The organism is Sphaerisporangium rhizosphaerae, from assembly GCF_042665155.1.
GTDB classification, from domain to species: domain Bacteria; phylum Actinomycetota; class Actinomycetes; order Streptosporangiales; family Streptosporangiaceae; genus Sphaerisporangium; species Sphaerisporangium rhizosphaerae.
Map to the genome: position 1 here is coordinate 61,047 of NZ_JBHTCG010000001.1, position 23,636 is coordinate 84,682.

At 71.4% G+C, this 23,636-nt stretch carries 20 protein-coding genes; 10 read left to right on the forward strand and 10 right to left on the reverse strand.

Translation table 11 applies throughout. The annotated features are described in order from the left end of the window. The first annotated feature begins 126 nt into the window (after positions 1-126). A complete protein-coding gene (locus tag ACFQSB_RS00250; RefSeq protein WP_380823644.1) occupies positions 127-453 on the forward strand; it encodes a hypothetical protein in 327 nt (108 codons plus the stop codon). Here the strand turns inward: ACFQSB_RS00250 and ACFQSB_RS00255 are convergent. The 3 genes from ACFQSB_RS00255 to ACFQSB_RS00265 all read right to left on the reverse strand — a co-directional run bounded on the left by ACFQSB_RS00255 (position 443) and on the right by ACFQSB_RS00265 (position 6,321). Next, positions 443-2,284 (reverse strand): hypothetical protein, encoded by a 1,842-nt coding sequence (locus ACFQSB_RS00255; RefSeq protein ID WP_380823645.1) that lies wholly within the window; start codon positions 2,282-2,284, stop codon positions 443-445. The genes ACFQSB_RS00250 and ACFQSB_RS00255 overlap by 11 nt on opposite strands. Positions 2,285-2,461: 177 nt before the next feature. After that, complete coding sequence (locus ACFQSB_RS00260) at positions 2,462-4,555, reverse strand: ABC transporter ATP-binding protein (protein ID WP_380823646.1); 2,094 nt, start codon at positions 4,553-4,555, stop codon at positions 2,462-2,464. Between the two features lie 32 nt (positions 4,556-4,587). Then, a complete protein-coding gene (locus tag ACFQSB_RS00265; RefSeq protein WP_380823647.1) occupies positions 4,588-6,321 on the reverse strand; it encodes an ABC transporter ATP-binding protein in 1,734 nt (577 codons plus the stop codon). 453 nt (positions 6,322-6,774) lie between these two features. Here ACFQSB_RS00265 and ACFQSB_RS00270 point away from each other — a divergent pair, with 453 nt between their 5' ends. Then, the gene (locus tag ACFQSB_RS00270; RefSeq protein ID WP_380823648.1) at positions 6,775-7,998 is read left to right on the forward strand and encodes a cellulose binding domain-containing protein; all 1,224 of its coding nucleotides are present in this window, start codon (positions 6,775-6,777) and stop codon (positions 7,996-7,998) included. Positions 7,999-8,195: 197 nt separating this feature from the next. Continuing rightward, positions 8,196-9,440 carry a cellulose binding domain-containing protein gene (locus ACFQSB_RS00275; protein ID WP_380823649.1) on the forward strand — a complete coding sequence of 415 codons (1,245 nt, stop codon included), beginning with the start codon at positions 8,196-8,198 and terminating at the stop codon, positions 9,438-9,440. Between the two features lie 54 nt (positions 9,441-9,494). Here the strand turns inward: ACFQSB_RS00275 and ACFQSB_RS00280 are convergent, their stop codons facing one another. Beyond that, positions 9,495-10,232, reverse strand: coding sequence for an SDR family oxidoreductase (locus ACFQSB_RS00280; RefSeq protein WP_380823650.1), 738 nt, complete (start codon positions 10,230-10,232; stop codon positions 9,495-9,497). Positions 10,233-10,333: 101 nt separating this feature from the next. Between ACFQSB_RS00280 and ACFQSB_RS00285 the strand changes: the two genes are divergently transcribed. Continuing rightward, the gene (locus ACFQSB_RS00285) at positions 10,334-10,960 is read left to right on the forward strand and encodes a TetR/AcrR family transcriptional regulator (RefSeq protein ID WP_380823651.1); all 627 of its coding nucleotides are present in this window, start codon (positions 10,334-10,336) and stop codon (positions 10,958-10,960) included. A 108-nt stretch (positions 10,961-11,068) separates the two neighbouring features. Here the strand turns inward: ACFQSB_RS00285 and ACFQSB_RS00290 are convergent, their stop codons facing one another. Then, positions 11,069-12,028 carry an ArsR/SmtB family transcription factor gene (locus ACFQSB_RS00290; protein ID WP_380823652.1) on the reverse strand — a complete coding sequence of 320 codons (960 nt, stop codon included), beginning with the start codon at positions 12,026-12,028 and terminating at the stop codon, positions 11,069-11,071. Positions 12,029-12,214: 186 nt separating this feature from the next. Between ACFQSB_RS00290 and ACFQSB_RS00295 the strand changes: the two genes are divergently transcribed. Next, entirely contained in the window at positions 12,215-12,535 is a 321-nt protein-coding gene (locus ACFQSB_RS00295) for a hypothetical protein (RefSeq protein ID WP_354920541.1), read from the forward strand. A gap of 495 nt (positions 12,536-13,030) precedes the next feature. Next, positions 13,031-13,549 carry a CGNR zinc finger domain-containing protein gene (locus ACFQSB_RS00300; RefSeq protein ID WP_380823653.1) on the forward strand — a complete coding sequence of 173 codons (519 nt, stop codon included), beginning with the start codon at positions 13,031-13,033 and terminating at the stop codon, positions 13,547-13,549. Positions 13,550-13,817: 268 nt separating this feature from the next. On the opposite strand, the gene ACFQSB_RS00305 is transcribed toward ACFQSB_RS00300, so the two are convergent. Next, complete coding sequence (locus ACFQSB_RS00305) at positions 13,818-14,438, reverse strand: VOC family protein (protein ID WP_380823654.1); 621 nt, start codon at positions 14,436-14,438, stop codon at positions 13,818-13,820. A gap of 237 nt (positions 14,439-14,675) precedes the next feature. On the opposite strand from ACFQSB_RS00305, the gene ACFQSB_RS00310 reads away from it, so the two are divergent. From ACFQSB_RS00310 to ACFQSB_RS00320, 3 genes are read left to right on the forward strand one after another with little or no spacing between them, the layout of a single operon-like run. Next, complete coding sequence (locus ACFQSB_RS00310) at positions 14,676-14,831, forward strand: hypothetical protein (RefSeq protein WP_380823655.1); 156 nt, start codon at positions 14,676-14,678, stop codon at positions 14,829-14,831. Continuing rightward, positions 14,828-15,322: a group II truncated hemoglobin gene (locus tag ACFQSB_RS00315; protein WP_380823656.1), complete on the forward strand. Its 495-nt coding sequence runs from the start codon at positions 14,828-14,830 to the stop codon at positions 15,320-15,322. Before ACFQSB_RS00310 ends, ACFQSB_RS00315 begins: the two co-directional genes overlap by 4 nt. A 46-nt stretch (positions 15,323-15,368) precedes the next feature. Next, positions 15,369-15,578 (forward strand): hypothetical protein, encoded by a 210-nt coding sequence (locus tag ACFQSB_RS00320; protein ID WP_380823657.1) that lies wholly within the window; start codon positions 15,369-15,371, stop codon positions 15,576-15,578. Between the two features lie 105 nt (positions 15,579-15,683). On the opposite strand, the gene ACFQSB_RS00325 is transcribed toward ACFQSB_RS00320, so the two are convergent. Continuing rightward, on the reverse strand, positions 15,684-17,090 hold the full coding sequence (locus tag ACFQSB_RS00325) for a trypsin-like serine protease (RefSeq protein ID WP_380823658.1): 1,407 nt from the start codon (positions 17,088-17,090) through the stop codon (positions 15,684-15,686). Positions 17,091-17,426: 336 nt separating this feature from the next. Between ACFQSB_RS00325 and ACFQSB_RS00330 the strand changes: the two genes are divergently transcribed. Beyond that, a complete protein-coding gene (locus ACFQSB_RS00330) occupies positions 17,427-18,023 on the forward strand; it encodes a hypothetical protein (RefSeq protein ID WP_380823659.1) in 597 nt (198 codons plus the stop codon). 55 nt (positions 18,024-18,078) lie between these two features. Here the strand turns inward: ACFQSB_RS00330 and ACFQSB_RS00335 are convergent, their stop codons facing one another. From ACFQSB_RS00335 to ACFQSB_RS00345, 3 genes are read right to left on the reverse strand one after another with little or no spacing between them, the layout of a single operon-like run. Next, complete coding sequence (locus ACFQSB_RS00335; RefSeq protein ID WP_380823660.1) at positions 18,079-19,248, reverse strand: hypothetical protein; 1,170 nt, start codon at positions 19,246-19,248, stop codon at positions 18,079-18,081. Beyond that, a complete protein-coding gene (locus ACFQSB_RS00340; protein ID WP_380823661.1) occupies positions 19,245-22,190 on the reverse strand; it encodes a DEAD/DEAH box helicase in 2,946 nt (981 codons plus the stop codon). Before ACFQSB_RS00340 ends, ACFQSB_RS00335 begins: the two co-directional genes overlap by 4 nt. Further along, entirely contained in the window at positions 22,187-23,617 is a 1,431-nt protein-coding gene (locus ACFQSB_RS00345) for a hypothetical protein (protein ID WP_380823662.1), read from the reverse strand. The genes ACFQSB_RS00340 and ACFQSB_RS00345 overlap by 4 nt, the downstream gene beginning before the upstream one ends. Between the last annotated feature and the right edge of the window lie 19 nt (positions 23,618-23,636).

Below are 23,636 nucleotides of genomic sequence, written 5' to 3' on the forward strand. Positions count from 1 at the left end.
TCACGACGCCGAGCGGAGCTTCACCGACGCCCCTGCGGGGGGCGGCGGGGGCTTGAGACGGTTGTGAGACTTCACGGCCGGCACGGGCTGTTAGGTTCCGGGCACAAGCCCACGAAGGAGGTCATCATGTCCATCGTCCGAGGGTTCGGCAACGGGGCGGCCGCCGCCCTGATCGGCGCCGCGGCCGTCGTCGCGACCACGGCCGCACCGGCGGCTGCCGCCGTCGACCCGGCGAGCTGCGTCTACGGCTACAACCTCTCCATTCCGCAGGTCTCGGCCACCTGCAACAACCCGACCCCGACCGGCTGGTATCTGCGGGTCGCGTGCGAGACGCCCCGCGGCACCGTCGTGTACGTCAACGGCACCATGGCCTACGGCCCGGGGCGCGACACGTCGCTGGCGCGGTGCCCGCACAACACCGAGCTCGGCCCCTCCACGCTGGTCAACGCGTAGCGGCCCGCAGGGCCTCGGTGAGGCGGCGGACGCCGTGGTCCAGGCGGCGGAAGTAGGTCGCCCTGCTCAGGTGCAGGCGGTGGGCGGCCGCCTCGTGCGCGATGCCGCCACGAAGGTAGTACAGGCTGAGCACACGCCCGGCCTCCTGGTCCACGGGTGAGCCGGAGTTCGCCAGCGCCTCCACCTGCCGCCGGACGAAGGCCGCGATCGCCTCGGGCGACCCCAGCCCGGGCATCGCGGCCAGCGGGCCCTCGGCCGGCCGGCGCGGGTCGCCCAGCCGGGCGAGGGCGGCGCGCACCGCCTCCGCAAGCGCGTCGTCCTCGGCGGGGACGGCGCCCCGTTCGAGCTGCCGCAGCCAGCCGGGCAGGTTGCGCGGGGTGAACGAGCGCGCGAAGACGCCGCTCCTGCGTCCGCAGCGGAACAGGTCGTCGCGGGTCTCTCCCATCCGGACCAGGCCCATGCGCTCCGACAGCCGCTGGTACGGCGCCCACGGCGTGGAGACGACCACCCTGCCGCTCGCCATGGCGGTGGCCAGGATGTGCCGCAGCATGACGGCGCGCGCCGCCGGGCGGCGGGGCGCGGTGACCAGCATCCCCAGGACGACGCCGGCGGAGCCGTCGCCGCCGGGCGAGGGGGCCGGCGGCGGCGCGTGCTGCTGGAGCAGCGCCTCCAGCAGCGGCGCGGCCCCGGCGCCGATGCCCGTCATGTTCGTCATGCCCAGGGGCCGGTCGTCGCCGTCGACGACCAGGTCGAACCGGCTGCCGGGGGTGGTCATCCACAGCTCCAGCATCCGGTCGGCGCGGCGCGGGTCGAGCGCCTCCATGCCGGCCCACTGGCGGGTCAGCCGGACGATGTCGTCCTCGTCCGCCGCCTCCGCCGCCCTGACGCGCAGCGGCCCCGGCACGGGCGGGAAGAAGATCGGGCGGACCTGGGGATGGGCGGACATGTGCAGCACCTGGTCGGCCAGTTTGGCGCGCACGCCCGGGTCACCGGTGCGGGTGATCTGACGCCGCCGGTGCGCGGAGCCCTTGTCCAGAAGCGTGCGGGCCGTGACCGGGTGCCGCCACCGGTAGGCCAGCTCGAAGATCGTGCGGAAGGGCTCGACCACGACCAGCCCGTGCGCCTCCGGCCGTACGACGCTCAAAGCGCTGAGCCGGTCGAAGTCGGCGGGCGTCCCCTGCACGAGCGCGGCCAGCAGGTCGGCGTCCGCACCGCCCACGGTGGCCACGACCGGCAGCGCGCCGGGCGGCGGGCCGGCGGTCTCGACGGCGAGCCGCCGCAGCAGCTCCCCCGCCACGACGTCCGCCAGACCCCCCAGAACGTCCGCCGGACCTCCCAGAACGTCCGCCGGACCTCCCAGAACGTCCGCGTGCCCGCCCCCGGCGAGCGCGCACAGGAGCCGGTCGGCGATGAGCGGGATGCCGCCGGACAGGTCGGCGACCAGGTCGAGCCGGGCCGGGTCGCGCACACCCCGCGAGCGCGCGAACCTGCGCACGGCCGTCCGGCTCCACGGGGACAGCGGCACCGTCTCGACCGGCCGGTCGGACCAGCCGGGCCGGGACACCAGCGGCCTGCGCCCGACGACCAGCACGCACGTGCCCGGCGCCACGCCGGCGAGCAGTTCGCGGACGGCCTCAGCGTGCCCGTCGTGGTCGACGCCGTCGACCACGAGCGGACCGACCGCGCCGCCACCGGCCACCAGCGCCGAGGCCAGCCGGCTCTTGCCCACGCCGACCGGCCCGCAGAGGTTGACGACGACGACCGGTCCGCCGGGCCGGGCGCCCCGTACCAGGGCGCTCAGCCGCCGGCGCGCGTCGGTGTAGGCGACCACCGGTAAACGGTAGCAATCACGGCGTCACCGAGGAATCGGTGAAGACCGCGACAGACCTGCGACCCGTGGCCCACCGCCGGCCCGGTGGCCCACCGCCAAGCGCGGCCCACCTCCGGCGGTGGCCCACCGCCGGCCCGGTGGCCACCGCCGAGCGATGGTCCACCGCCGGAGGTGGACTCACCCGGCCATGTCGCCGTCGGCCGCCACCAGGGCGCCGCTGAACTGCGCCGAGTACAGGCGGTGGTAGGCGCCGCGGGCGGCGAGCAGCTCGTCGTGGGTGCCGTGCTCGACGATGCTCCCGGCCTCCATCACCAGGATCAGGTCGGCGTCGCGGATGGTGGACAGCCGGTGGGCGATGACGAAGCTGGTGCGGTCGCTGCGCAGCGCGGCCATCGCGTGCTGCACCAGCACCTCGGTGCGGGTGTCCACCGAGCTGGTCGCCTCGTCCAGGATGAGCAGGGACGGGTCGGCCAGGAACGCCCGCGCGATGGTGAGCAGCTGCTTCTCGCCGGCGCTGACGTTGCTCCCCTCCTCGTCGATCACGGTGTCGTAGCCGTCGGGCAGCGTGCGGACGAACCGGTCGACGTAGGTCGCCCGCGCAGCGGCCTGGATCTGCTCCTCGGTGGCCCGCGGGTCGCCGTAGGCGATGTTGTCGCGGATGGTGCCGCCGAACAGCCAGGTGTCCTGGAGCACCATGCCGATCTGGGAGCGCAGGTCGTCGCGGCGCATCGCGGTGATGTCGACGCCGTCCAGGGTGATGCGTCCCGCGTCCAGCTCGTAGAAGCGCATGATGAGGTTGACCAGGGTGGTCTTCCCCGCGCCGGTCGGGCCGACGATCGCGATGGTGTGACCGGGCTCGGCCACCAGCGAGAGGTCCTCGATGAGCGGCTGGTCGGCGTTGTAGCGGAACGACACGTGCTCGAACTCGACCCGGCCGCGCCGGTCGGCGGGCGGCGCCGCGTCGGCGGGGTCGGGGGCCTGCTCCTCGGCGTCCAGCAGCTCGAAGACCCGCTCCGCCGAGGCCACCCCCGACTGCAGCAGGTTGGCCATCGAGGCGACCTGCGTCAGCGGCTGGGTGAACTGCCGGGAGTACTGGATGAACGCCTGGACGTCGCCGAGGCTCATCGCCCCGGTGGCGACGCGCAGGGCGCCGACGACGGCGATGGCGACGTAGTTCAGGTTCCCGATGAACATCATGACCGGCATGATGATCCCGGAGATGAACTGGGCGCCGAAGCTCGCCTTGTACAGGTCCTCGTTGCGCTCGCGGAACACCTCCTCGACCTCCGGGCCGCGCCCGAACACCTTGACCAGCTCGTGGCCGGTGAACGCCTCCTCGATGTGGGCGTTGAGGGTGCCGGTGTGCGCCCACTGGGCGACGAAGTGCTTCTGCGAGCGCTTGGCCACCTGGCCGGTGACGACCATCGACACCGGGATGGTGACCAGGGCGATGACCGCGAGCAGCGGCGAGATCACGAACATCATCACCAGCACGCCGATGACGGTCAGCAGCGAGGTGAGAAGCTGGCTCAACGTCTGCTGGAGGGTCTGCGACACGTTGTCGATGTCGTTGGTGACCCGGCTGAGCAGCTCGCCGCGCGGCTGGCCGTCGAAGAACTTCAGCGGCAGCCGGTTGATCTTGTCCTCGACGTCGGACCGCAGCCGGAAGATGGTGCGCTGCGTCGCGTCGTTGAGCAGGTAGTTCTGCAGCCAGCTGAAGGCCGAGGCCGCGACGTACAGCACCAGGGCCCAGGTCAGCACCGTGGCGAGCGCGCCGAAGTCGATGCCGTGGCCGGGCACCAGGTCCATGCGCGCGAGCATGTCGGCGAGGTTGCCGTTGCCGGAGGCCCGGACGCCCTCGACGGCCTGCTCCTTGGTCGTCCCCGCCGGAAGATGCCGGCCGATCACGCCGCTGAAGATGATGTCGGTGGCGCGGCCGAGGATCTTCGGCCCGATGACGGCGAACACGACGCTGATCACGGCCAGCGCGATGACGGCCAGGATGCGAGGGCGTTCGGGGTCCAGCCGCCGGATCAGCCGGCGCGCGGAGGGGCCGAAGTTCATCGACTTCTCCGCGGGCATCCCCGCGCCGCCGAAGGGCCCCCTGCCGAACGGTCCGCCTCCGGCGGGCGGGCGCACCGGAGCCGCGAGCGGCCTGCCCCCCGCGGCGGCGCCCGGTCCACCCTGCCCGGCCTGCGTCCCCTGGCCGTCCTGGGCCGGTCCCCCGGCGGGTGTGGCCTGGTCTGCCGGTGCGGTGGGGCGCTCGCTCACGCCGCCCTCCTGACGGTCGGCCGGAACCCGGCTCATACTGCGCTCCCCGCGGTCACCTGGGACTCCACGATCTCGACATAGGTCGGACAGGAGGCCAGCAGTTCGTCATGGGTCCCGATGCCGGCGATCACGCCGTCGTCCAGGACGATGATCTGGTCGGCGTCGGCGATGGTGGAGACCCGCTGGCCGACGATGACGACGGCGGCCTCGGCGGTGCGCGGACGCAAGGCGGCGCGCAACCGGGCGTCGGTGGCCAGGTCCAGAGCCGAGAACGAGTCGTCGAACAGGTAGATCTCGGGCTTGCTGACCAGCGCCCGCGCGATCGAGAGCCGCTGCCGCTGCCCGCCGGACACGTTCGTGCCGCCCTGCGTGATCGGCGCCTGGAGCCCCTCAGGCATCGCCTCGACGAAGTCGCGCGCCTGGGCGACCTCCAGGGCCTCCCACAGCTCCTCGTCGGTCGCGTTCGGGTTGCCGTACCGCAGGTTGCTCGCGACGGTGCCGGTGAACAGGTACGGCTTCTGCGGCACCAGGCCGATGCGCGTCCACAGCAGCTGCGGGTCCAGGTCGCGGACGTCGACGCCGTCGACCGACACGGTGCCGGAGGTGGCGTCGAACAGCCGCGGCACCAGCGACACCAGGGTCGTCTTGCCCGACCCGGTGCTGCCGATGACGGCGGTGGTCTGCCCCGCGACGGCGCGGAAGGAGATGCCCGACAGCACGGGCGCCGCCGCGCCCGGGTAGCGGAACTCCACGTCCCGCATCACCAGCTCGGCCCGCCTGCCCGCGTCGCGCACCGGCTCGTCCGGCGGGCGCACCGACGACTCGGTGTCCAGCACCTCGCCGATGCGCTCGGCGCAGACGGCGGCCCGCGGGATCATGATCGAGATGAAGGTGGCCATCATCACCGACATCAGGATCTGCATCAGGTACATGAGGAAGGCGGTCAGCGCGCCGACCTGGATCTCGCCGCTGTCCACCCGCGCCGCGCCGAACCACAGCACCGCCACGCTGGAGGCGTTGAGGATGAGCATGACGACGGGGAAGATCAGCGCGGTCAGCCGGCCGACGCGCAGCGCGGTGTCGGTCAGCGCCTGGTTGGCGTCGGCGAACCGGCGCGTCTCCTCGCGCTCCCTGACGAAGGCCCGCACCACGCGGATGCCCGACAGCTGCTCCCTGAGCACCCGGTTGACCTCGTCGATGCGGGTCTGCATCGCGCGGAACTGCGGCACCATGCGGAAGACGATCAGGCCGATCGAGACGAGCAGCGCCGGGACGCAGACCAGCATCAGCCACGACAGGCCGATGTCCTGCCGCAGCGCCATGATGATGCCGCCGACGCACATGATGGGCGCGGCGACCAGCATGGTGCACGTCATCACGACGAGCATCTGCACCTGCTGCACGTCGTTGGTGCTGCGCGTGATCAGCGAAGGCGCCCCGAACTGGGCGACCTCACGGGTGGAGAACCCCACCACGCGGTGGAAGACCGCGCCCCGCACGTCGCGCCCGAACCCGGCCGCGACCTTGGCCCCGTAGTACACCGCCGCGATCGAGCAGGCGATCTGCACCAGCGACACCGTCAGCATCCAGCCACCGGTGCCGACGATGTAGCCGGTGTCCCCGGTGGCGACCCCCTTGTCGATGATGTCGGCGTTCAGGCTCGGCAGGTACAGAGACGCTATGGTCCCCACGAGCTGCAACGCGACCACCGCTACCAGTGCCGCCGAATAGGGCCGCAGATGGACCCGCAACAACCGGCTCAACATGTCCGCGCCCCGGTCAGCGCGGCAGAACCCACCGTGGTAATCACTTGGGTCACGCTATAGGAGGAGTTGACCCACTCTCCCCTGTTTTTCGCCTGGCGAAACCGCCCGCGAAGACCGGGCATGTCCTACGCATCCGGCTGAAACTTTCAGCTCCGCGTGACCGCCGCCCCACCTGTGACCTGTCATGGGAGACCGCCGGTCACGACGAGGGGTGGACCGGGTCTCGCCCGCGGCGCACGATCGAGGATGGACGGCACGCGTGTCGCCGTCCCGCTCGGGGGAGCCGATGCGACGAACCGGTCGCGAGCGCGTCTGACGGGGGGCGCTCCTGATCCGACGGCCGGTGGCATGCAGGCGTCGCCCGCGCGTCCGGCAGCACCAGCACCAGCTCTGACCCTGCACCCAGCGGGCGGGCCCGTCCTGGGTCTGCCCGCCCGACGAGAGAGGCTTCTCATGCCCTTTCCACGTTCACGGGGGACCGCGTCGCGTGGCCTTCTGATCGCGGGTTGTACGGCCGTCGTCACGGCCGCCGTCACGGCGGTCATGCTCGGCGGCGGCCTGGTGCCCGCCTCCGGCGCCGTCTCGGGCCCGGTTTCCGTCGCGCGGCAGGTGCCCGCCGTGGGCGCCGTGGGCGCCGCCTACGACGCGGCCCAGATCGCAGCCGACACCACTCCGCCCAGCGAGCCGACCGGGCTCACCCCCCGCACCGTCTACCGCAACGGGGTGGCCGGCCTCACCTGGACGCAGTCGACCGACGACGTCGGGGTCACCGGGTACGACATCTACGCCTGGACATACGGCTCGGACCAATCGTTCAGCCGCGTCCAGGCGGACTTCACCCACACGGCCACCACGGTGAACGCCGACGTGTTCTACCTCACGCCCGATCGCTCCTACGTGTTCTACGTCGTGGCGATCGACGCCGCCGGAAACCGGAGCGTGCCGAGCCTCCTGGCGATGAACAGGGCCATGTCGGAGCCTCCGACCGCGTCGTCCCCCGGCCCGTCGACGCTGCCCCAGCCCTGGGACCTGCGCGTCTTCGACGGGCCCGATACCGGCATCGTGTCGCTGCAGTGGTCGACCAGCGATTACACGCCCGAGACGCACTGGCCGGTGTTCGTCCGCTCCTCCACCCGATGGTGGCGCGGGGACGACAGTCCGCTTCCGCGCACCTTCGTGGTACCGATCGGCGGCGAGGCGTCCTACACCTTCCAGGTGGCGGCGCGGGACGACGCGGGCAATCTCAGCAACCCGTCCAACGCCGTCACCTACGTCAACCCCCATCCGTCGCCCTCCCCCACCCCGCCCACGACTCCGACGCCGCCCACGACCCCCTCGGCGACCCCTTCCGCGCCCCGCACGTGCGCGATCACCTACGCGGCGAAGAGCTGGGCGACCGGCTTCACCTCCGACGTCACGATCAAGAACACCGGCGGCGCTCCGATCTCGGGCTGGCGGCTGGCCTTCTCCTTCCCGCTGACCACCCAGCACCTGACCTCGGGCTGGTCGGCCACCTGGGCCCAGTCCGGCACGGCCGTCTCCGCCGTCAACACCGCATGGAACAAGACCATCAACCCCGGCCAGTCCCTGAAGATCGGCTTCAACGGCACCTCCTCCGGCGCCAACCCCTCCCCCACCGCCTTCACCCTCAACGGCGCCCCATGCACCTCGGGCTGACACCTCAGGGCGGCCGCCCACCGCTGGAGCGGGCGGCCGACCGCACCACCTCGCATGAGAACGACCCACCTCTCACTTCACCGGCACACCTCACGCCTGACCGGCACACCTCGCATCCGAGCACACCTCGCACCTGACCGGCACGTCGCGGACGAAGGCCCGCCCGGGCCTCGTCCGCCCGTCGAGAGAGGCTCCCCATGCCCTTCCCCCGTCCCCGTGGGGCCGCGTTACGTGACCTCCTGATCGCAGGCTGTGCGGCCGTCGCCACGGCGGCCGCCCTCGGCGCCGTCCCGCTGCCCGCCTCGGGAGCCGCCGTCGGCTCGGGCCCGCCGGCCGTACCGGGAGCCGCCGTCGGCTCGGGGTCGCTGCCCGCCTCGGGCGACGTCCTCGGCTCGGCGGCGAACGGTGCGGGCGCCGCCGACACGACGCCGCCCAGCGAACCCGGCGCGCCCTCCCCCCGTAACGTGTACCTCAACGGCGTGGCGGGCCTGACCTGGGCGCCGTCGAGCGACGACGTCGGGGTCACCGGGTACCAGGTGTACGCCTGGGCGTACGGCACCCCCGCGAACGTCCCGTTCGCCCTGGCCCACGCGCGCATCACCACCGCGTCGTCGACCACTGCGGTCACCGCCGAGGTGTACGACCTCACGCCAGGCCGGGACTACCTGTTCTACGTGGTCGCCGTGGACGCCGCCGGCAACAGGAGCGTGCCGAGCCTGCTGACCAAGGCCACGGCCATGGTCGAGCCGCCGACCCCGGGCCCGTCCCCCGCGCCGGCGATCCCGCACGCGCCCACGAACCTGCGCATCGGCTCCGGGCTCGGCACGGGCAACGTCACGCTGACGTGGTCCACCGAGGACGCCGGCAACTCGGTGGTCTTCATCGCCTTCCGCCGCTCCTCCGCCGAGTGGAGCTACTCCATCGACAGCGTGATCCCGCGCACCCTGGCGAGCATCGGCGCCGAGCCCTCGTACACCTTCCAGGTGATCGCCCGCAACACGGCCGGCACCCTGCTGAGCCCTCCGTCCGACCCGGCCACCTACACCGCCCCCTCACCCACACCGTCCGCGACGCCCACCGCGACACCGACCGCGACACCGACCGCGACACCGACGCCCTCCGTGGCGTGCGCGGTCACCTACGACGCCACAACGTGGGCGACCGGCTTCATCGCCGTGGTCAACGTCAAGAACACCGGCAGCACGCCGATCGACGGATGGCGACTGGCGTTCGACTTCCCCCTCACCACCCAGCGCCTGACCTCGGGCTGGTCCGCCGTCTGGGCCCAGTCCGGCACGACCGTCTCCGCGACCGACCAGTCCTGGAGCAAGATCATTCAACCCGGCCAGGTCCTGTGGCTCGGCTTCAACGGCGTCTACTCCGGCAGCAACCCCTCTCCCACCGCCTTCACCCTGAACGGCGCCACCTGCGCCTCAGGATGACCGTCCGGGGGCGGCCGCGCGTCCGGGCGGCGGACTCGGGGACGGAGCCCCGGGTCAGGCGGCGAAGCCTCCGTCGACGCTGATGGCGGACCCGGTGATGTAGCGGCCTCCCTCGCCGGCCAGGTGCGCGACGGTGGAGGCGATGTCGTCGACGGCGCCGTAGCGGCCCAGCGCGGTCGCGCCGCTGAATCCGGCCGCCTGCGGCCCGCCGGCCGGATTCGCGTGGGTGTCGATCGGGCCGGGATGGACGAGGACGGCGGTGATGCCCCGCGGACCGAGATCGCGGGCCAGCCCCTTGGTGAGGCCCGCGAGCGCGGACTTGCTCATCGCGAACAGGGTCATTCCCGGCCCCGGGACGCGTTCGGTCACGCAGGTGCCGATGTTGATCAGGCGGCCGTCCGCGCCCATGTGCCGGGCCGCCGCCTGGCAGGCCAGGAAGACCGACCGCACGTTCACCGCCAGCACCCGGTCGACCTCCTGAGGCGTGATCTGTCCCAGTTCCGCGGCGACGAACGCCGCCGCGTTGTTGACCAGGACGTCGATCCGGCCCCACTCCCTCGCGGTCCGCTCGACCGCCGCGACGGCCGCGTGCGGGTCGGCGAAGTCCGCCTCGATCACCAGTGCGCGGCCGCCGGCGGTCTCGATGCGCTTGGCCCTCTCTGCCTCCTCGGCGGCGTGGGCGTAGGTGATGGCCACGTCCATCCCGTCCTGCGCCAGTCGCAGGGCGATCGCCGCGCCGATGCCGCGGCCGCCCCCCGTCACCAACGCCACCTTGCCGGTCAGTTCGGTCACGTCTCCCCATTTCTTTGTCGATCAGCAAAGAAATAGGTACCAGGATGCGCCCGAGCCGGTCAAGGGATATATTGGTCAATCGACAAAGAAAGGTGGCGGGCGTGGCGGAACGCGGCAGGCCGCGTGGCTTCGATCGAGACCTGGCGCTCCGCCAGGCGATGCTGACGTTCTGGGAGCACGGGTACGAGAGCACCTCGATGGCCGACCTCACCGCCGCCATGGGCATCGCCTCCGCCAGCATCTACGCCTGCTTCGGGTCCAAGGAGCACCTGTTCCGGGAGGCCGTCGAGCTGTACGGGGCGACACAGGGCGCCGAGCCGCTGCGGTGCCTGGAAGCCTCGGCGACCGCCCGGGAGGGCATCGCCCGCGCCCTCCGGATCAACGCCGACAGGTTCGCCGATCCGGCCACGCCGCCGGGCTGCATGGTGGTGCTGTCGGCTCTCACCGGCACGACCGCGAACGCCGGGCTGCGCGACTTCCTCGCCGAACGCCGCGCGCTCGTGCCGTCGTCCTTCCGGCGGCGGCTGGAACGGGGAATCGAGGAGGGCGACGTCACCCCCGGCACGGACATCGACGCCGTCGCCGCCTTCTACGCCACCGTCCTGCAAGGCATGGCCGTCCAATCCCGCGACGGAGCCGGCCGGACACGCCTGGAGACGATCATCGACTGCGCGCTGGCCGCGTGGACCACCCTCACCTCCCCCCGAACACCTCCCTCCCGACAATGATCCTGCTCGTGGCCAGTGACCTCCCGCGCCCGACATCGGACCGGGTATGTCTCCTGCGCGTCGACGTCGGCCGGCCGGAAGCGGAGCGCTCATCGAAGTCGCGTGCTGTCAGCCTTTGGCGGAGTCGCCGGCGAGCAGGGCCGCGCCCAGCGGGGTCAAGGAGTGCAGGACGGCGCTGCCCATCCGGGTGGTCGAGAGCAGGCCCGCTTCGCGCAGCACGGTGGCGTGTTCACTGGCGGAGGCCCGCGAGATCGCGAGTCGGTCGGCGAGTGCGCTGGTCGTGGCCGGGTGCCGCAATGTGGCCAGCACGGCGGCCCGGGTGCGGCCGAGCAGAGGGCCGAGCGCGTCCGCCGCGGCGGCCGGCCGGCCCCCGGCGTGCATCGGATACACCAGCACGGTGGCACGGCCGGGCCGGTACATCATGAGCGGGCCGGCGGCGAAGAACGACGGGACCAGCAGCAGCCCGTCCCCGCAGAGCCGGACGTCGTACTCGCCCGCCACCTGGACGTGCAGGACCGGCGGCTCCCAGCGGCAGTGCAGGCTCAACGTGGCCAGCAGGGCGTCGGTGCCGCCGCGCAGCAGCGTCTCGGCGCGCAGCGCGCGGTCCGCGGCGGCCGCGTCGTGGATCCTCGGCCACAAGGGGGCCAGCGAGGAGGAGAAGTAGTCGTACAGGTCACCGGTGAGCGTCCGCCACGCGACGGCCTCGCCTTCTGCCAGCCCGCGCCGCCACGACCCGCCCGCGGCCGGCGGGGGAAGCAGGCTCAGGTCGGCCATGACCTGCTCCATCGGAGTGTTCTTCGCCAGTTCCACCGCCGCGGCCAGGTCGTCGGCCTCCGGCTGGAGCAACAGGTCCGGCATGAAGCTCTGTTCGGGCACCATGTCCGCCAGCACCCCCGCGCGGTCGATCGAACCGTCGCCCACCGAGCGGCGCCACTCCCTGACCTCGGGGCGCGACCAGGTGGCGCAGGATGGCCGGCGGACGCTCAGAGCGCTCTCCAGCAGCGCGTTCGGGGCCGGCGCGAAGGTGATGAGACGAAGGTCGGCGGCGGTGAAGTGCAGACGCATCATTCGCCCGATCTTCCCGCACCGGCGATCTTCACGCGCCTGCGTCCCCGTGACGGCACGGCGGAACGGTGTTTCGGCGAGGTCCGAAAGGCTTTGTGGATTCCCCCGGGCCTCGACAGGCTCGTGACCAAGGTCGACTTCGGTCGTCCGGAACCACAGTCCGGTCATCGCAACCACAGGAGGAATGCCATGCGCACCGCTACTCGCCGACGGCTCACGGGAGCGGCCGCCGCCGCGGCGGCTCTCACGGCCACCGCTCTGTTCGTCGCGCCCACACCGGTCTCGGCCTCCACCGCCTCGGCGGCGCGGACGAGCTCGGCGGCCCGGATCCTGGCCAACTCGTGCAACCTGCCGACCTCCGCCCGGCCGAACAGCACCTTCATTCAATCCTTCTGGGACTGCAACGACTGCAAGAAGACCGCGGCGTACGACCACAACACGTTCGGCGGCACCTTCTACTGCACCTACAACCCCAGTAACCGCGCGACCGACGAGCACCGCCAGTACTGACCTTCCCTTCGCGCCGGGCCCGGCTCCCACCGACGGGAGCCGGGCCCGGCCACGCTCTTCTCCACTGGCGAGAGCCGGGCCCGGCCCCGCTCTTCCAGGCCATCGAGGCCGTCCATGGAAAGCGCCGTGTGTCCGGTGCGCCGGGTGTGCTACTCCGGCAACACACTGGGCTCACCGACGATGACGATGACGATGCCGTTGATGTAGCCGCTCGCGGCATCGATAGGAACAGCACGACCGAGGCGATCTCAGCCGGCGTTCCGGCGTCCCTACATGCCGTTTCGACGTTCTGACGTGCTGTTCCGCCGTTCCTGGTGGAGGACCGGCCACCCGGCCGCCTCCGCCAGGTGCGGTGAGGGCCTGGCGACGACGCGCCATAGCCCGCAGTGGCAGAACTGGTAGTACACCGAGCCTTCGCTGGTGTGGTGATGAGAACGGGTCCGCCAGGTGTGCTCGCCATGGTCGTTCATGAGACCAGCGTGATGTAATGGCATTGTGCATCTCAACCCTTACGGGCAGGACGCCGTGTGCCTCATGGCCGACCTGACCAACCTCCCGCCCGGCTCCCTCGACGAACTGGTCGAACGATGCCTGGGCGCCGGTCTCGTGGTGGACATGCCGACGGACGGGAAAGACCTCACCCGCACGCTGGACCTCATCGAGCGGTGGACGGAGATCGTCGACGCCGTCGACGACCGGCGGCGAGCGGAGCTGGTGAACCGCCTGCTCGCGACGGCGACCGCCCACCCCCGCCTGACCGACCACGGCGGGAGCGGCTGGCACCTGCACTACCGCGACAACGGCTTGCCGCTCGGAGAAGTGCTCCAGGCCCTGGTCGCCGTGGGGACCGCCCTCCACCTGACCGGCCGGGGAATGTCCCGGCTCGGCCGCTGCGCCCGGGAAGGCTGCGACCGGGTGTACGTGGACGTGTCCAGAGGCGGCGCCCAGCGTTACTGCTCACCCCGCTGCTCCAACCGCGACGCCGTACGCCGCCACCGAGCCCGCCGATCCTGAGACGGACGCCGCGATCGGTCACAGGCCGCAGCGCGGGCGGTCGCAGGTGAGAATGTCGTACTCGCCCGCCGCGCTCGCCCCGTACCTGACCTCTGCGGTCAGTACGGTCAGCCGGTGCACTCCCTTCACTCATCGGTGGGCCGGTGTACTCCCCATACCGTGCGGTCCGTGACCGGAGCGCCATGCTTCCGGCGAACGGCGTGAACAGAACCGTGATGCCGTGAACGGACGAGTGGCGGCACGGCGAGCCGTCCGCCGATCGGCCCGGTCAGTGCAGAGCGCAGGCTCGATCGTCCGCACCGATCTCTGCCAGCAGTGCCGGACGTTCACCTGCCCGGATGGTGACGGCCGCCCCCAGTGCGGTCAGCGTCGGCCGGATCGTCTCTGGTGCGGGATGGATGATCGCCAGCGACCTCAGCGGCACGACCGGCAGTCCGACGGAGGGATGGGCGGTGGTCCCCCAATCGATGAGGAAGGGCAACGGCCCGCTCCGCAGCGGGGTGAGCCGCCAGGCGAGCAGGGTGCCGTCCGGCCTGCGCCGCGACATGGCGGCGGGCTCGCCCGGGTCGTACCCCGCCCGCCTCGCCTTCGCCACCCGCTCGTCCAGTCCACCGGGCTCGACCGCGAGGGCCCACCCGGCCAGCGCCGGGGCGGTCAGCTCGTCGATCCCGAACGGACGAGGCCGCTCGGGAGCCGGCCGGCCGGGATCGGGACCGATGATCTCCAGGTAGGCCCGGCCGCCGAGCCCGAGCAGGAAGTTGCGCGTGCCCAGTCCCGGATGCGGCCCACCTTCGACCGGCCGCACCCCCGTCACCTCCGCGACCCGCGCCACCGCCGCCGCGAGGTCCGGACCCGCATAAACAAGATGGTCCAAAGCCGGATCAATCATCACGGATTCTCCCCACCCAACCTGAGCCACCCGTTACCCGACACGACGGGTCCTCGACACGACGTCCGTGGAGACTGGAGATAGGTGTCGTCCCCCACTCTCAGCGACCACCACGCCGGCGTCAGCCTCTTGGTCACCCACTGCCCGCCGATCCACCTGTATCAGTCGACGGTCTGGGCCACGCCATTCTCCGGTTCACCACTTACCCGCAGGAAGCTTGCGAAGACTCTTGCTTACATGATTACATCGCTGTGCTCCTCGCCCCGCGAGAGGTACGAGCCCGCCTTCTTCAGCGCGGTCCGCCCGTACATGAGGGCGATCGAGGAGATGCAGCACCACCTTCTCACCGACGTCGCCGGCCCCGGCAATGCCGCAGAACAGGAGCAGCCGTGACCGAGCAGCAGGTGAACGAGCCCGCGTCCGGCGTGCCCACCATCTACCAATGGATGGGCGGCGAGAAGGCGCTGAACCGCCTCACCGAGGTCTTCTACGGCCACGTCATGAAGGACCCGCTCCTCGCCCCCGTCTTCGCCGGCATGGACGAGCATCACCCGCGGCACGTCGCCATGTGGCTCGGAGAGGTCTTCGGCGGTCCAGCGACCTACTCCGCCGAGCGTGGCGGCCACCCGCACATGGCACGCATGCACCTGGGTCGCGGCATCACCGAGGCACAGCGCCGCCGCTGGGTCGACCTCCTGCAGGACACGGCCGACGAGGTCGGCCTGCCGACCGACCCGGAGTTCCGCGCGGTGTTCACCTACTACATCGAGTGGGGAACCCGCATGGCCCTGATCTACTCAGGCGAAAACCCCCCTCCACTCAACGCGGCCGACGTACCCCGCTGGCACTGGGGCCAGACCCCACCCTGGCAACCGAACGGCTGAACACGGCCGGCCACACACCCGAATGCGTTCAAAGGAGGCCCGGCCGGTGAACGAACTGGTCGCCACCGGGGCGGGCGACGCCTACCACGTGACCGAGGACTGCTGGGGGCTACAGGCAGGCCGGTCCGGCGGCGAGGCGCAGGGCTACGCCCTTCACGACGTGCTCCGCTTTCCGAATCGAGGGCAGGCCGAGGCGGCCGGTTTCCGGCCATGCGGCATCTGCTTCCCGGCCTGTGGCACCCCTCAGCAGCCGTGAGAGGCGACGCCGCCCGTTCAGCAGGTCGATTCGGAGGATATCCGGAGAGACGGCGAAGCCCGGGCGGCCGATGTCCCTCGGCGGCCCGGGCCTTGCTCACGTGGTTCAGCTCGTTGCGATGACGCCGGGGAAGCCGTAGTAGGCCTCATAGATGTCAGTGAAGTAGTGCCTGCACGGGTCGAGTGCGCCGCCCCAGTTGTCGGAGCCGCCACCGCCGGAGCCGCTGTTGACGCCCTTGGCGACGACCTTGCCGGCCGAGTTCACCGTGTAGACCGGGCCGCCGGAGTCCCCCTTGATGATGCACTGGCCCTGCTTGGTGCCGCGGATCAGGTTCCTGGCGTAGGTGCCGCTACTGTAGCGCACATTGATCTTGACGGCGTTGACCTTCCAGCCGCACAGTTCGCCCGCGGCCTTGCCACCTGTGCAGTACTGGTCCCCGTTACCGGCCCGCCGCGACCACATTCCCGCCACCGCACGGCTGGAGGAGGAACTCTTCGAGCCGACGTAGATACGTGCGGCGCTCGTCTTGCTGCCGCTCAGCTTGATCAGGGACACGTCGCCGTGGTAGGTGCTCTGCCCGTCGATGTATACGGTGCCGGAACTGTTGGCCCAGGTGTCCTTCACCACCGTGCCCATGTACTCGGCGGGTGTGTAGACCGATCCGTTCAGCGAGGTGCAGTGTCCCGCGGTGAGCATGGCCTGGTAGCCGCTGTAGCGCCAGGAGAAGGCGTTCGTGCAGTTCTCGATGCTGGCGCCGCCGTAGAATCCGCCCACGCTCGTGTCGTTCAGTCGGCCACTGGGCTCGTCGGGGCCCGGGTCGGCGACGAGCCGGACGGCGACGGCGTCGGTACCGTAGCGGGTCGCCAGAGCGGTTCGGAACTCCAGGGATGCCTGGGTAGCCTCCACCACGACCCGGTCCTGCTCCACCTGGACGTAGGTGTTGGTCACCTGGTCGACGCCGGGCAGGTCGGCGGAGGGCAGCGCGATGATCTCATCCTTGATCGCTTCGAGCCGGTTCGCGCTGTAGCCGACCATCTTCACCTTGGGGTAGACGAGCCACGGGTCGCCGACGACCGCCTGCGGGGCCGCCGCCTCCGCCTTCTTCTGCGCGACCGTCGCATCGGCTCCGTTCGCCGTGGTCCGCGCCGCGGGGGCCGCGGCCGGGACGTTCTCCTTGTCCTGCGGCGGGGGGACCGACCCCAGGTCCGCTGTGCCGTCGTCCGGCGGGGTGAGCTGAGGGGGCAGCACCAGCGGCTGCCCGGCCTCCTGCACCACGTCCGCAGTGGTCACGGGGGCGATGACCACCCCGGCGCTGACGTAAGGGGTGGCGTAGGCATCGGGGTTGGCCTGGGCTCGGATCACGGCCTGGTTCAGGGCGTAGCTCAACTTGTAGTCGGGAGGGGTGACGTTCGCGTACGGGTCATCGGTGAAGACCGGGACGGGAGTCACCAGAGCGGCGTCTGCGGGGAAGAATGAACCGGCCAGGAACGACAGCGCGAGTACGGGACTCACAAGGGCGGCACGTCTGACGAGCGGGAGGCGCATGGGGGGGCTCCACAGCAAGGAGGGCCTAACTGGCTAATTGCCGCCCAAGTGAATCACAGCGCCCATAGGTGATTTAATTACGAAAGTCGCAATTATGGGGTTTTGCGGCCTATCGCATCCTTTTTCAAGATTGCCAAGATTCCCGAGGGGCTTTGTGTGATCTTGGTATGTATGCTGGTGCGGATGCGGCGAAGGGCGGGCGTTGGGGTGGAACACCCGAAAGCACGTGGTCACGTGGATCGGCTCCCGAGGGAATCCACCTCTCACCGGGCCGCTCCCGCGCTCTTGGCGGGACTCATCGGCGTGGCTCTCGGGAGTCTCGCGGGACTGCTGCACCAGCGCTCCGGGGACCTCTCCCCGGTGTACCTCGGCGCGGAGTCGTTCTTCTTTCGTTTCGCGTTCTTCGCAGCGGCCATCGCCTGCGGGCGGGCCATCCCCGGGGTCCGCCAAGCGGTGGCGGCGGGACCGCTCCTGGCGCTCGGCGCCGCCGTCGCCGTGACCGTGGTCGACCTGGTGAGAGACGTCCCCCCTCCGTACCCGCCCCCCGGCGACGCCTCCGGGATCACCTTCTACCTGCTGTGGTCCCTGGTGCTCCCGTCGGCCGGGGTGGTGCTGGCCCACCTCACCCGCCGTGACGGACTCGGCGGAGACCTGGCCATGTCAGCGCTCGTCCAGGGGCAGACGGTCCCCGCCGTGCTGTCCCTGTGGTGGGACTCGGCAGACGGCGAGTGCTGTGTGGCGGTCGAGTGGGGCTATCCATGGCAGGACTGGGCCGGCCTCGCGCTTGCTCTCGTCCTGGTGATCTTCCTGCGCCCGTCCCTCGGCGCACGCCTGCGCACCCTCGCCATGACCATCCTGCTCACCACGCTCGTGTGCGGCCTGTCGCTGAACCTGATGTGACCGCACCCGACCGCCGACCGCCGGGCTTTCACCGGTCATCCATGCGGCCACCACTTCACGCCAGGGCGTCCAGGTGGCTGAGGTGGTCGTGGAGGCCGTTCGTCGTCGCGTAGGCGCGAAGGTCGGCGACGGACGGGGGCTTCACCTCCAGCCGGTCGGCCAGTACCCCGATGCGCTCGACGAGATCGTTCTGGGTGCGCACCTCGCTCAGGCGGGCCATGCCGAGGGCTCGTTCGGCGACGGCCCGGCCGCGCAGATCCTGGTCGTCACACCACAACTGCAGGAAGTGGTACTTGCGCAACTGGAAGGAGCCGACGCTGCTGAGCGAGAGTCTGGGGGCGCCGCTGAACGCGGCCGGTGACAGCGTCACGCGCCAGACGCCGTTCCGGAGTTGCTGCAGCCGACCCGGGCCGTGCCTGCTCTCGGCGAGCCATTCGGTCCACAGTTCCCGGCGGTCAAGCCGGGTCTCGGCGTCGATCTTCAGCTGGACGGAGGGCACGTCCCGGCAGATCTCCTCAAGGAAGGTGTCACGCTCATCACCGATCGCCGTATAGGCGAGCAGAGCGTGCCTCTCCGTCTCGACGAGGTAGGCGGGCAGGTAAGCGTCCTGCGCGGCAACGGTCGTGATGTCCCTGAGCCGGCTCGGCAGGTTGTACTCGGTGCGGTCGGGGCGGGCGGCCAGCGCGTCGACGATCGCGGGCTCGAAGGCCGTGGGGGTGAACAGGGGCAGGAACCGGGACCGGTCGGCGAGCAGGTGGTCGGGGATCCGCGGCTCGGGCAGCACGTGCAGAGACCCGTGGTGGTAGCGGCGTGGCAGGGGACGGCCGGTGAAGCGTTCGATGAGCACCTTCTGCCTGCTCTCCTTCGGCGTCAGCCGTACGCCGGCCCGCAGCGACTGCAGGCCGAGTTCGGTGAGCCGTACGACACCCCCGTCGACCGTGAGGTGGCCGATCACCCCGAGAAAGGCCAGGCAACGATCCACCAGGGCGGGCTGCAGGCCGAAGAAGCGGGCCAGCTCGTCCCTGCTGTCGATGCCGCCCTCCACGACGGCGCGTTCGAGGAACCGGTCGATGACCTCGTACGCCTGCTCTTCGTAGACATTGGCACTGATCTCCACCTGCCAGAGCGGCCACAGGACGGGGAACAGTCGCAACGGACGGACACCGGGCACGGTCACGGCGTGCTCCACCGCCCGCCGCGCGGCATAGATGGCGCGCGACGTCACAGGAACTCCCCCTCCGCCCGGTCGAGGCGGGCTCGCACCTCAGCGGACGGCCGCCGGTCACCGGCCTCGCCGAGGTGATCGAGCATTCGCCCCATCAAGGCGCGGAATCCCTCATCGCGTGCGGCGCCCAGCGTGGTGGTGTCGCCGACGAGGACGAGCTGCCACTTGGCCCGGGAGACGGCGACGTTGAGCCGCCGCAGTTCCGTGAGGAACCCCACCTCGCCTCGCGGGTTGCTGCCTGTGAACCCATAGACGATGAGGTCGCGCTCCCCTCCCTGGAAGGAGTCGACCGTGCCGACGTTGTCGGCCACCTGCGGACCGTCCCCGAGTGTATTCCTGAGGCCGGCCCTGATGCGCTCGGCCTGCGCGCGGTAGGGCAGGATCACCGCCCAGTCCCGGTAGTGCCGCGCGTACCGGGTGACCAGCCGGACGATGAGGTCCGCCTCCAGGGGGTTGACCCACCCGTGCCCGTTGCCTCCCTCGCCCCGGCCCGCGGACCGCTCCCCTCGCTCGCCGGCGGACAGGTCCGCTGTGTCGACCATCGCGAACGGACTGGTGAAGACAGGGTCGCCGCCGCCTCCGCTGTGGTCGGTGAGCAGAGAACCCTGGTAGAAGGCGTCCGACACGAACCGGCCGATCTCCTGGGGCATACGGCGTTGCACGGCGAGCATCACCTGGTGGTCGGGGGGAACGGTGCCGTACAGGCGCTCGAACGCGCTGTGGCGCAGCAGCTCACCGATCTCGCGTGCCGCCTCGCGAGGAAGCGCGGCGTCGCGCGCCAGGCTCTCACGCCACTGGCGCACCTCGTCGTCCAGGTACGGCGGCAACTGCATGTGATCGCCCACCAGAACGCAGCGCTTCGCCCTGATCAGGGGAACCAGCAGGTTGGGCGTGGAGATCTGCCCGGCCTCGTCCACGATCGCCAGGTCGAACTGGAGCTCCGCGAGCAGTTTCGAGGTTGCGGTGCCGATGCACGTCGCGGCGACCACGTCGGCGTACCTGACGAACTCGCGTTGCAGGTCGAGCTCGGCGTCGCCGATGCCGTCCCGCCACTCGGCCAGCAGGCCCGCTCGCCCCCGCAGCATTCGCACGCTCGCGCCGAACTGGTCACGTAGCACACGCCACGCGGCGAGATCGTCCGGTACGGCCAGAGGCGGCACCGGCACGACCTGCGCGACCATCGCCCACAGCATCTCCGCGGATCGCCCGGCCTCGGCCGCCGCATCCTTCCGGCGGCCGACGGCGGCGTCCCTCGCCCCGATCAGGCCGGTCGCCTCCGGGTCGGCCGCGACCAGCCGGTCGGCCTCGGCGCGTACGGCGTCGTGGGCCGCCGTCGCGTCGGCGAGTTCAGCGTGCGCGGGCCCGAGTCGCCGCCGCACCGCGTGCAGCCTGCCGAGCCGCCGGTCGGCAAGCCAGCGGTGGAAGAAGGCGAGCGGCCCCGCACCCGCACGCGCGTGGGCTCGCGCGTGCCGCTGCTCCCACTGGCTCTCCCGCGCTCGCAGCCGCTCGGCGGCGGCCCGCGCGGCCTCGGCCCTGCTGCCGGTGGCGGCGAGCCGTCCGGCCAACGGCGCCTGCGCACGGCGGACGGCGTGGTCGAGCGAAGCCGCCAAGCCCGCCGCCTCCTGCTCCGCCCGGTGAGCCGCGTCGAGGGAATCGGTCAGATGGACCAGCCAGCGTCCGGCGGCCTCCGCCTCCCCGGTGAACACCGCGAGGCGGGACGCCATGGCCTGCGTGGCGGCCAGAATGTGCTCCCGTGCGGCCGTGACGTGGTTCTCCACCATCAGCTCGCGCGCCCGGCCCGTCATGGCGTCCTCGTTGCCGACCCGCACCGTCCGGATGTCCTCGGGCAGCTGTTGCAGCACGTTGTCGACGGCGCGGTTGGTGTGCGAGGTGACCAGGACACGTTCACCGCGAGCGGTACAGGCGGCCACGATCTCGGTGATGGTCCTGGTCTTGCCCGTCCCCGGTGGCCCCAGGATGAGGAGAACGTCGGGCACGGCCAGCGCCTTCTGGAACGCCGGTAGCTGGCCGCCCGGATCGAGCGCCCTGCGGGGCCGGGCCATCGGATCGGTCCTGAACGGGGCGAGTTGCCGGTCGACGAACCAGCGGAGCATCTCGGGGTTGCTCACCTCGCCCCGCCGCAGGGCCGCGACGGCGTCGGCCTGGGCCCGGAAGACCAGGTCGCTGGGCATGACCGTCAGCGCGCCCTGCGCCGGGATGCGCCCGTAGTCGATCGGCCCGTCGAACCGGACGACCAGGTTCGTGCCTTCGAGCCGCTTGACCTTGCCCCGCAGCTCGGGCTGATCGGCGAGGTGGACGACCGCGCCGGCAGCCAGCGTCGTGGGGCGCACCAGGGTGAACGCGTAGACGCCGCTCGCCGACCGTCGCTCCTCACGGGTGCTCTCTCGCCGCCGGTAGTGGATGGGCGGCTCGGCGCGCTGGCGCGCGACCTCGATGTCCCGACCGGCTTCGATGACCTGTTCCATCAGGTCCAGATACTCGGTGTGCCTCGGAGGAAGGCGCGGTGGCGGCGGCTGGAGCCGGTTGGCGTCGGCCCACGCCTGCCGCAGCAGCGCCATGTGCGAGGAGGTGACACCACGCGGCACGTCCCTGATCTGGTGGTACTCGTGCCAACCAGCCGCGCCGCCCAGGAGCAACGCCCCGCGCAGCAGCCGCTCCTCGTCCCGGAAACCGCGCGGGGCGGCCCACCCGAGCCGATACGCGTCACCCAGTTCTGTGACGTACAGCCCGACGACGTGCGTGTCGGTATAGACGGCGAGATGTTTCTCCTCCATGCGGGCCGGCAACGCCCCGGCTCGGGCGAGCGCGTTGATGTTGTCGACGAGGTGCGCGGGACGCAGGCGCGGGGCCAGTTGGTCACGTACCTTCTGGGAGGGGATCACCGCCACCGGACCGGGCAGGAACACCCGTACCGTCGTCACGCGTGACCTCCCCGGGAGACCTCTCGCCGGGCACGCGACAGCGCGGCGCCGAGGACGGCGATCCGCCGCGGACGACGTGCGGGGTCGACGTCGAGGGCCTGAGCCAGGAGCTCGTCGAGCGCGGCCGGGAACCATGGCACGGTGGCCCGTATCGGCGGTGACCCGCCCGGCATCGGCGGGTGCCCGGACACCGTGTGGTAGACGAGCGCGGCGAGCTGGTGAACGTCGGTGTGCGTTCCCGGGGCCCGTCCGCGGACGCCGACGCGCGCCTGCTCGGGGGCGCGACACCCGTCGGGCCCCTCCCCGGGGCGTGGCGGCCACGCGACCAGGCCGATGTCCCGCAGCGCCGGCTCGTGGTCCCGGCCGGTCATGACGACCGTGTCAGGGCCGACCATGCGGTGCGCGTGCCCGTGCCGGTGCAGCTCGGCCAGCGCTTCGCACAGTCGCGCGGCGGCGGCCAGGACGTCCGCGACCGTGACCCGGTCGAGCGGAACCAGGCCCGGCCCGAACGCCGCACGCCACGTCGGCCCAGCGCCGAGCGCCGACGCCGTGGTGATCCCGGCGCCGTTCTCGTGGACGGCGAGCAGACGGGGGAGACCCCGCGCGCCCGCGAGTGCGGTGAGCAGTTCGGCCTGGACGCGCATGGCCCGGCGGGCGGCCTCGGCTCCAGGCGTCTCCCGGAGTACGGCGACCTGGCGCAGCCGTACTCGCACGGCAGCGGGCTCGATCTGGTCGGCGGTGGCCTCCCGCCACACCCAGGCGTGGTCCTTGCTCACGTCCTGAACGAGCTCGTCATGCAGCAGGTAGCAGGCGTCACCGACCCGTACTTCCGCCCCGCCCCGCCAGTCGGCGGCTGGAGCAGTGATGACGTGGTCGGCGACCACGACGGGAGGCGGGTCTTCGCCCTGCACCGGGCGATACGGGTCGTAGTACGCACGCCTGACGGTCACACTCTGCGGCAGGTCCAGCCGGCTGCGCAGCCCGTTCTCGTCCCACAGCTCGATCTCGACCTGGTGTTCCGCCCGCAGGCGAGCCCGCCAGCCGTGCCACCACTTCAGCGTCCGCGCGTCCATGGCGCAGGGGATGCACAGCACCCACCGCGTCACGGTGTGCCCCTCCTGCGCCGCGTGACGCATCGCCGAGTCGAAGGACTCGCGCACCTGCTTCTTCTGCGACTCGCCGAACTCCTTGATGAAGTACTTGGACTGCCAGATCTCGACGCTGCCGTTCAGGTCGCCGACGAGCACGTCGATGCCCCAGTCGCCGGGGTTGGCGCGGACCAGAGCGGCCTCCTGGCCGGTCACCGCCGAGACCAGGGACACCAGCATCTGCTCGAAGTCCTCCCGCGCCCCCGCCTCTCCCCTGCGCTGATGGTGCGCCAAGAAGTCGATGGGACGCTCCCCCACCCCGAACCCAGTGCCCGACACCCTCACGCTCCCGCCCTGA